This window comes from Kitasatospora sp. NPDC008050 (genome assembly GCF_042957465.1).
Taxonomy (GTDB): Bacteria; Actinomycetota; Actinomycetes; order Streptomycetales; family Streptomycetaceae; genus Kitasatospora.
The window spans coordinates 196,039-204,324 of the sequence record NZ_JBIBIJ010000018.1 but is presented as its reverse complement, the minus strand read 5'-3'; the positions used below and the strand labels follow the sequence as shown (position 1 = coordinate 204,324).

Annotated in this window: 9 protein-coding genes; 5 read left to right on the top strand and 4 right to left on the bottom strand. The window is 70.8% G+C overall.

Annotated elements, in window-relative coordinates:
* The first annotated feature begins 106 nt into the window (after positions 1-106).
* The 3 genes from ACFZB9_RS29385 to ACFZB9_RS29375 are packed head-to-tail and all read left to right on the top strand — an operon-like array spanning position 107 to position 749.
* Positions 107-364, top strand: a complete 258-nt coding sequence (locus ACFZB9_RS29385; protein WP_391452106.1) for a hypothetical protein — start codon at positions 107-109, stop codon at positions 362-364.
* Positions 352-591 (top strand): hypothetical protein, encoded by a 240-nt coding sequence (locus ACFZB9_RS29380; RefSeq protein WP_391452104.1) that lies wholly within the window; start codon positions 352-354, stop codon positions 589-591. Before ACFZB9_RS29385 ends, ACFZB9_RS29380 begins: the two co-directional genes overlap by 13 nt.
* The gene (locus tag ACFZB9_RS29375) at positions 588-749 is read left to right on the top strand and encodes a hypothetical protein (protein ID WP_391452102.1); all 162 of its coding nucleotides are present in this window, start codon (positions 588-590) and stop codon (positions 747-749) included. The genes ACFZB9_RS29380 and ACFZB9_RS29375 overlap by 4 nt, the downstream gene beginning before the upstream one ends.
* A 228-nt stretch (positions 750-977) precedes the next feature.
* Here the strand turns inward: ACFZB9_RS29375 and ACFZB9_RS29370 are convergent, their stop codons facing one another.
* Positions 978-2,336: a hypothetical protein gene (locus ACFZB9_RS29370; protein ID WP_391452100.1), complete on the bottom strand. Its 1,359-nt coding sequence runs from the start codon at positions 2,334-2,336 to the stop codon at positions 978-980.
* 240 nt (positions 2,337-2,576) lie between these two features.
* Here ACFZB9_RS29370 and ACFZB9_RS29365 point away from each other — a divergent pair, with 240 nt between their 5' ends.
* Positions 2,577-3,455, top strand: a complete 879-nt coding sequence (locus ACFZB9_RS29365; protein ID WP_391452098.1) for a glycosyltransferase family 2 protein — start codon at positions 2,577-2,579, stop codon at positions 3,453-3,455.
* Positions 3,456-3,478: 23 nt separating this feature from the next.
* Here the strand turns inward: ACFZB9_RS29365 and ACFZB9_RS29360 are convergent, their stop codons facing one another.
* A complete protein-coding gene (locus tag ACFZB9_RS29360; protein WP_391452096.1) occupies positions 3,479-4,618 on the bottom strand; it encodes a DegT/DnrJ/EryC1/StrS family aminotransferase in 1,140 nt (379 codons plus the stop codon).
* Positions 4,615-5,031: a hypothetical protein gene (locus ACFZB9_RS29355; protein WP_391452094.1), complete on the bottom strand. Its 417-nt coding sequence runs from the start codon at positions 5,029-5,031 to the stop codon at positions 4,615-4,617. The genes ACFZB9_RS29360 and ACFZB9_RS29355 overlap by 4 nt, the downstream gene beginning before the upstream one ends.
* 218 nt (positions 5,032-5,249) lie before the next feature.
* Here ACFZB9_RS29355 and ACFZB9_RS29350 point away from each other — a divergent pair, with 218 nt between their 5' ends.
* Positions 5,250-6,605 (top strand): tetratricopeptide repeat protein, encoded by a 1,356-nt coding sequence (locus ACFZB9_RS29350; RefSeq protein WP_391452093.1) that lies wholly within the window; start codon positions 5,250-5,252, stop codon positions 6,603-6,605.
* A gap of 365 nt (positions 6,606-6,970) precedes the next feature.
* Here ACFZB9_RS29350 and ACFZB9_RS29345 read toward each other — a convergent pair whose 3' ends face one another.
* The gene (locus ACFZB9_RS29345; protein WP_391452091.1) at positions 6,971-8,284 is read right to left on the bottom strand and encodes a dihydrolipoamide acetyltransferase family protein; all 1,314 of its coding nucleotides are present in this window, start codon (positions 8,282-8,284) and stop codon (positions 6,971-6,973) included.
* Positions 8,285-8,286 lie beyond the last annotated feature (2 nt).

Below are 8,286 nucleotides of genomic sequence, written 5' to 3'. Positions count from 1 at the left end.
GCGATTAACGTCGCACGACGGGTTCGGGAGGAGGCCGCTGGGAAAAGGACCAAGCCCACGGGCTGGTACCTCGCCCGGCGGCCCACCTCACGCTGGACTCGGCCGCGTGACCGCCGCCCGCCGTGCGCCGATCGCGCCGGCCGACCCCCGTACCTGCGACTACGACGATGCCCAGGTCACCGAGCTGATCACCGAACTCCAGCAGCGAGGAGGCCAGTTCGGCCTTCTCTGGGGCTCCGCCCGGACCAACGGCACCGTCGACGGGCACGTCCTCGTCAACTTCGGAAACGCCCCCGTCAGCACCCTGCTCAACCTCCTCCACCTGATGCGCGAGCTGGAAGGGAGGGGGGAATGGGAGTCCTGATCGTCCTCGGCGGCGCCGCGCCCCACGTCGAGCGGACCACCGTCGCCCACCTCGACGTCGAGTCCGCGCCCGACGCCGCCCTCCAGCTCCGGGCCGCCGTCGACCTCGACATCCACGTCGGCCCCGGCGAACAGCTCGCCCTCGCCCTCACCCACCAGCAGGCCGACCACCTGCTCCAGGACCTGGCCGCCCGGCTCGGCCGGCGCCTCATCGGCATCCACCGGTGAGGCCCGGCACCGAGGACGCGCTGATCATCGCGGCCCTGGCGATCTGCTTCGCGCTCGCGATCGCCGGCGTCGCCCTCGGAGTCGTGACCTCCCTCCGGCTCACCCGGCCCGACGAGGACACCACCCTCCCGCCGGGCCCACCCCCTCCACCTGGCTAGAACTCCACCCGGCGGACGTACACGGCGTCGTCGAGCAGCGAGAAGCCATGCCCCGCCCAGGCGCGCCGGAGTTTCGCAACGGCCTCCTCGTCCGGCCGTCGAACCTCAGGATCATCGGACTCGTACGGGCAAAGCTCCCCAGGCCCGTGCTGCGGGTGAACCGGGGCCGGATAGCGCACTGCCGCGGAAGCGAAGCCGCCCCTGAGCGTGATCAACTGGGGCGGCTGATCACGCCGGGGCCAGGCGCCGCTTGATCCACCGCTCCTCCTCCGTGCGGTCCCGCAATGGAGCGACCAGCCACGGCACGAGCCGGGGTGCCGGGACAGCCGCCACCTGCTCGACCGGGTGGAGGAGTCCCTGGTCGCAGGGCTCCGCCGTCCAGACCGCGAAGGCGGCGTCCGGGTAGGCGGGGTTGATGCCGATCTCCCCTTTGGGGCAGGTGCCGTTGAATGGCGTTGCGATGCGCTCGGAGTTCCAGTAGCTCCATGCCTCCAGAGCCTTGGCTTGCTCGAAGCAGTGGTAGAGCTGAGGGTAGCGGTCGACAGTCCGAATCTCCCGGAAGAGCAACTGCCCGAGGAGATGGGGAACGCTGTCAGCGAGCGTGTCCAAGTCCGTCCCGTGGAAGGTGAACGTGGAGGCGTCCTGACCTTGTGCGAGGGCTGTCGCGGCGAACAGGTGCGACAAGCGGCGCCGGACGTAGCCGGGGAGGGAGGCTGTCAGGCCGGCCTCGATGCATTCGACGAGTTCGAGGAGACGCCTGTGGCCGGGAGCGAAGCGACCCAGGTCGAACAAGGTACCCATGCCCCGCACGGCGGAGAATGCGAGCTCCTTGTAGAGCCGGTTGTTCATCTCCCCGCGGTGGGCACACTCCCTGGTTGCCCGGCTGTTGGAGTGGAGCATCAGGTACTCGGCGACCGTCTCGAAGTAGAGGTACCCGAGGTAGGGGCAGATCGGGACCGTGGCGGCGAGGGCGTCGATGAACGACTCCTCCGACGTCGTGCCACCGCTGGCGTTGTGCAGGAGCGTGTTGAGGAGCGGGGCGGCGACACGCACCCGGTCCAGAACGGACCGCAGCACCTGGTCGTCCTCGGCTGGGGTGAGGAAGTGCCGGTACGTGTAGTAGGCCCGCAGGTGGATGCCGCCGAGCCGCAGGTAGTCCAGGCCCTTGGCGGGTGCCGGGCGGTCGAGGGTGACTTGGATGACCAAGGGTGTGCTGTCGTGGCGGCTGCCCAGTGCGTGGCGTGCGTCCAGCAGGTAGGAGCCGAGGTTGTGGGGCCGCAGGGCGCCGCCGGGCAGCAGGGTGAGGGGCGAGCCGTAGATGGCCCCGACCAGGCACCCGGTGGATCCGAGGAGTTGGCCGCTGGAGCGGATGGAGTCCAGGGAACGGGTCAGGTGCAGCAGGTAGACCGGGCCACCGGCAGCAAGCGAGCCGAGCATGGCGTTGGCGCCCTCGTGCAGCAAGTGCCCGTTCGGGGTCTGCGCGAGGCGCTGACGCCAGTCGGCCTCGGTGTCGGTGAGTCCGGCTGGAACTGGGCGGTCGGGCGGTGCGCTGTAGTCAGTGTGGGCGAGATCCCACTCGTTGTGCACGGGGGCTTCTCCTCATCGGGTATCACGGCCTGGAGCGTGCACTCCAGGGCCTGGGTGTCGCTCACGCCGTGGCGCACGCCGTGAATCGAAGCGGCCGTCTCCGTGCGGGCGAACCAGCAGGCGTTCGGTACCAGCAGGAGCGGCCGGTGTGGCAGTCTGGCCCGGACACTCGCACCGGCGGCCCGCTGCCGGGCCGGGGTGTCGGCGAGAGCATGAAGGTTCCTCGAAGGGTCGGGTGCGATGGGCGTCACGCTGGGCGTGGTGGTGCTGACGATGGGAAACCGGCCCGCGGAGCTGACGACGCTGCTGGAGTCGGTGCGGGCTCAGGAGGGCGGCGAAACCGGCCTGCGGACCGTCGTGCTCGGGCAGGGCGTGAAGCTGCCCGAGCTGCCGGGGTGGGTCGACGCGGTGGAGCTGCCGGAGAATCTCGGCATCCCCGGGGGCCGCAACGCCGGTGTCGAGCGGCTGCGCGAGCTGGGCGGCACGGACGTGCTGATTGTCCTGGACGACGACGGGCTGCTGCCCCGCACCGACACGTTCCGGCTGATCCGCGAGGCTTTCGAGCAGGACTCGAACCTGGGCATCGTCTCGTTCCGGATCGCGGATGAGACCGGGTTCACTCAGCGGCGCCACGTGCCCCGCTTCGGCGCGAGCGATCCGCTGCAGTCCGGTCCGGTCACAACGTTCCTGGGCGGCGGGCACGCGATCCGCATGAGCGTGATCGACCAGGTCGGCCTGTTCCCCGCCGAGTTCTTCTACGCGCACGAGGAGACCGACTTCGCCTGGCGCGCGCTGGACGCGGGCTGGCGGATCGACTACCGCGCCGACCTGGTGCTGCAGCACCCCCGCACCGACCCTGCCCGTCACGCCACCTACTACCGGATGACGGCCCGGAACCGGGTGTGGCTCGCCAAACGCCACCTGCCCGCCCCTCTGGTGCCGATCTACCTCACCTCCTGGGCCCTGTACACGCTGGCCCGCCGACCGCCGGTTACCGGGCTCAAGGCGTGGTGGTCCGGGTTCTTCGAGGGCGTTCGGGTGCCGTGCCCGCCACGTCGGCCGATGCGGTGGAGCACCGTGTGGCAGATGACCCGGCTGGGCCGGCCGCCGGTGATCTGACTGCCGACCCAGCACGCCGAGGGTCAGGACCAGATGGCATGGAGGGCATCGATGACGCGCTGCACGTCCGCACTGGTCATGGCCGGGTAGCAGGGCAGCGAGAGCTGGCGGGCAGCGATCTGCTCGGTGACAGGCAGATGGCAGTCCAGGTAGCGGTACGCGGCGAGGCGGTGCACCGGTTTGAAGTGCACGCCGGTGCCGATGCCGTGGTCGTTCAGGAGCAGGTCGGCCACGGTGTCCCGGGTCCGTCCGCCGACCGGTTCGATCAGGACAGGGTAGAGGAACCAGCCGGGCTGGACGCCGTCCGCTACGGTGGGCAGCCGCAGGCCCGCAAGGCCGGTGAGGGACCGGTCGTAGGAGGCGGCGATCAGGGCCCGACACGCGGTGAACTCCGGCAGCTTGTAGAACTGCTGGATGCCGACCGCGGCCGTGATGTCCGGCATCGTGTACTTCAGGCCCGGCACGGTGACCTCGTAGTCGGCGGTGTTCCGTTTACCGTGCCGCTGCCACACCGAGGTGTCGATGCCGTGCCGGCCCAGCAGGCGGGCGGCCTGGACGAGGTCCGCGCGGCCGACGATCATCCCGCCTTCGCCGCAGGTGATGACCTTGTTGGCGTAGAAGGAGAACACCGCCAGGTCGCCGACGCTGCCGGCCCGAAGGCCGTCGCGCCAGGCGTGCAGGGCGTGAGCGGCGTCCTCGATCAGGAGCAGGCCGTGGTCGTCGGCGAGCTTGCGGAAGGCCACGAGGTCGCAGGGCTGGCCGCCGTAGTGCATGACCACGACCGCCTTCGTCCTGGAGGTGATCGCGTGCTCGGCCGCCTCGGGGTCGATGGTGAAGGTGATCGGATCGACCTCGGTGAACACCGGCTTGGCACCGCACTGGACGATGGCGTTCGGGGCTGCGCAGAAGGTCAGGCTCGGGGTGATCACCTCGTCGCCCGCCTCGATCCCGGCCGCCAGCAGAGCGAGGTGCAGCGCGGCGGTGCACGAGGAGACGGCGAACGCGTCCTCGATGCCGAGATCGGACTTCACGGCCTCCTCGAACCGGGTCGCCTTCGGGCCGTGGGTGAGCCAGCCCGAACGCAGAGTGTCCATGACCTCGGCCTCCTCCTCCTGTCCGAGGGACGGCCGGTTCCACGGCAGGTACGGGGCGACGGTGGTCACTGCTGCCCCCACGCGGCGGTGTACTCGGCCAGGTAGCGTCGGCAGCTGGAGGTGCACAGGCTGGCGATCCAGCCGACGGTGACGGCCGCCGCCAGGCCCCGGTGGTTGTCGTACTGGGGCTCCTCAGGGTCGTCGATCTGACGGGACGCCAGAAGATCGGCGATCTCCCGCACGCCCTCCTTGAGGGTGGTGGAGCACGCGCCGTGGATGCGCTGCTGGAGCCGGGTGAAGCTGACCCGGTAGTCGCGAGCGTCGGCTTCGTCCCGCTCCGGTCCGCGCAGGATCTTCGACCCGGGCACGATGGCGGCCACGGTCTCGGCGATGTCGGCGATGGTGTGGTTCTCCTGGTCGCTGCCGACGTTCCACGCCCCGGTCAGGCTGTTCTCCAGGACGGCGGCGAGCACCCTGGCCACGTCACCGACGTGAACGAGGGGCCGCCGCTGGGCGCCGCCGTTGAGCGGGATTCGCCCAGTGGCGACGGCGCGGGTCGCGGTACACGTCGGCCATGAGGCATCTCTCCTCCGAAGTGCGGGTTTTGTACAGTCAGTGAACAGCCGGACACGCGCAGGCGGTACGGTGAAGGCCCGCTCATCCCGTTCAATCTGTTCAAGATCGGCTCTGGGAGTGTGAGTTGACTGGACGCAAGGAGCCGAACCGGCAACTGGCAGCCGTCATCGAGGAAGCCGGGTGCACGTACGAAGCCCTGGCCAAGGCTGTTCGCGCCGGTGCGGCGGAGGCCGGCGAGACGCTGCACACCTCACGGTCGGCCGTGCTCTCCTGGGTCAGAGGCGGAACCCCGACCGGCAACACCGCGGCCTACCTGGCCGAGGCCTTGACCAGACTGGCAAAGCGGAAGGTGACGACCGCCGAGATCGGTCTGGGCTTCCCGGCCATCGGGGAGACCATGGCCCCTGATCCTCTGGCAACCGCTGCCGACCTCGGGAGACTTGTCATGTTCCACCGCCGCGACTTCCTCGCCCTCGCCTTCTCCACCGCCACCCTCGGGCTCCCGCTCACGTATGACCACCAGGCCAACGCCGCCACCCCGCGGACCGCGACGGGCTGTCGCAGGGTCGGCGCCGACGAGGTGGCCACCGTCCGACAGCTCACCGAGATGTTCAGGACCGCCGACGAGAAACTGGGCGGCGGCCATGGCCTGTCCACGGCGTCGTCCTACCTGGCGGACGCCGTCGTGCCGATGCTCCAGGCCACGTTTCCGTCCGAGGAAGTCCGGCGTAGTGCGTACGGGGCGGCTTCCGAGCTGGCCACCCTGGTCGGATGGAAATGCCACGACCTCGGCCGCGAGGGCGCCGCCCAGAGGTTCTACCTCCTCGCCTACCAGCTCGCCTGCGAGTGCGACCCCGCAGGTCACGGAGCTTGGATGATGCGAGCACTCACCCACCAGGCCTTGGACCTGAACCAGACCGCGCACTGTGTCGATCTAGCTGAGGCCGCAATTGCGCGGGCCCAAGGGAAGGCCGATCGCAGGACGGAGGCGCTGCTGCTGGTGACGGCAGCTCGGGCGTACGGAGCGAGCGGCCGCGGCAAGAACGCCGTCGGGGCGCTCCTGGCCGCCGAGGATGCCATGCTCGCCGCCGACGACGCCGTGCCCTCCTACGCCGCTGCCTCCGGCCCGGTCGCGGCCACCGTGGCATCGCACACGGGCAAGACCCTGACCGAAATGAAGGACCACGGGGCCGCCGAACGGCACTACCGGAGGGCGCTGGAAGACCGTGTCCCGTCGACGTACCAGCGGGTTCGCGGCCTGACCATCGCGAACCTCGCCAAGGCCGTGGCTGCCCAGCACCGCCACGAGGAGGCCGTGATCCTGTGGAACCAATGCCTGGACCTCATGGACGGCGTGGCGTCCGACCGCAACAGGAAGGAGTTGAAGACGGTTCACTCGGCTATGGCCGTCTACAGCAGGCGAGGAATCCCCGGCGCCTCCGAGCTCGCGCAGCGAGCAGCCGAACTCGTCTCCCTGTGAGCCCAGATGGCACCAGGCACGCACGTTTCGGGGTAGCCGGCACATCCAATTCCGACACGCGACTTGCCTCATGAAGGGAGGTGTAGTCGCATCCCAGGTTGATCTCCCAGCCGGCCTGCGAGTGTCCCCGGGTGGAGGGCTGGCGGACCATCAGGCGCCGAGTGGTCCGGCGGTGTGCAGGTCGGGCCACTGGCCGGCCATCGCCTCGGTGAGCCGGCCCGACCCGCTCAGCGCCTTCGTGGGCACGCAGTTCCTCATACCGCTCGGGCGGAAGCAGGAGGCCGCCCCGGGCACCGGGTCGCACGATGGCACTTGATCGTGGGACCCCGGAGCCCGCCGCAGCCTTGCTCCGCGTCGCCCGCTGCTCACACCTGCCGCAGCAGCATCCCCGGTCGCTCCACGCAGTCCGCCACGAAGCGCAGGAAGCCGCCCGCCGTGCCGCCGTCGCAGACCCGGTGGTCGAAGGTGAAGGAGAGCTGGGTGACCTGGCGCACCGCCAACTGGCCTTCGTGGACCCATGGTTTGGCCGTGATCCGGCCCACTCCGAGCATCGCCGCCTCCGGGTGGTTGAGGATCGGGGTGGAGCCGTCGACGCCGAAGACGCCGTAGTTGTTGAGGGTGAAGGTGCCTCCGGTCAGCTCGGCCGGGGTGAGCGATCCGGCTCGGGCCACCGCGGTCAGGCGGGAGAGCTCGGCACCCAACTGCTCGGTGGTGAGCCGTTGCGCGTCGCGCACCACCGGGACCACCAGACCGCGCTCGCTCTGGGCGGCGAAGCCCAGGTGGACGGCGGTGTGCCGGCGCAGCGCGACCGGGGCGCCGTTCGCGTCCAGGTCCACGCTGGAGTTGAGCTCGGGGTGGCGGGCCAGCGCGGCCACGCAGATCCGGGCGAACAGTGCGAGCAGGCTGACCTTCGGGGCGTCCGGTGCCTGGTTCATCTGGGCGCGGACGGCGAGCAGTTCGGTCGCGTCCGCGTCCACCCAGACAGTGACCGCCGGGATCTCGTGGTGGCTGCGGGTGAGCTTCTCGGCCACCGTGCGGCGCAGCCCGCGCAGCGGGACGACCTCCGCGTCCGCAGGCACCGCGGCGGGTGCCGGGGCTGCCACCGGCCGGATCGCGCGTTCCACGTCGGCCCTCATGATCAGGCCGTCCGGGCCGCTGCCGGCCACCCCGGCCAGGTCGACGCCGTGTTCCCGGGCCAGCCTGCGCACCAGCGGCGAGATCACCGCGATCGCGCCGGCCGGCCGCTCGACCACCGGCTGCGGAGCGGCGACCTGCGGTGCGGCGGCCAGCACAGCAGCGGCCTGCCCGGCCGGGGCCGCAGCACCCACCCGGCGTCGCCGCGAGCCCTTGCCGCCCTCCGCCACGCCGTACCCCACCAGCGGGCGCTCGTTCTCCGCGGGCCCAGCGGCATCGGGCACCACGGCCCCCGGTTCCGGCGAGACCGCCACCGTCACCAGCGGCTGCCCCACCGCCCGTTCCTCGCCGACCTCGCCGTACCGCGCGGTGACCACCCCGCCGTACGGGCAGGGCACCTCCACCATCGCCTTGGCGGTCTCCACCTCCACCACCGGCTGGTCGACGGCGATCACCTCGCCGACCTCCACCAGCCAGCGCACCACCTCCGCCCCGGTCAGCCCCTCACCCAGGTCCGGCAGGGTGAACTCACGCACGATGGGCATCA

What these genes read in the sequence shown, in the direction of transcription:
- ACFZB9_RS29345 (WP_391452091.1), bottom strand. Translation starts at nt 8,284, where the DNA reads ATGCCCATCGTGCGTGAGTTCACCCTGCCGGACCTGGGTGAGGGGCTG.
- ACFZB9_RS29365 (WP_391452098.1), top strand. Translation starts at nt 2,577, where the DNA reads ATGGGCGTCACGCTGGGCGTGGTGGTGCTGACGATGGGAAACCGGCCC.
- ACFZB9_RS29380 (WP_391452104.1), top strand. Translation starts at nt 352, where the DNA reads ATGGGAGTCCTGATCGTCCTCGGCGGCGCCGCGCCCCACGTCGAGCGG.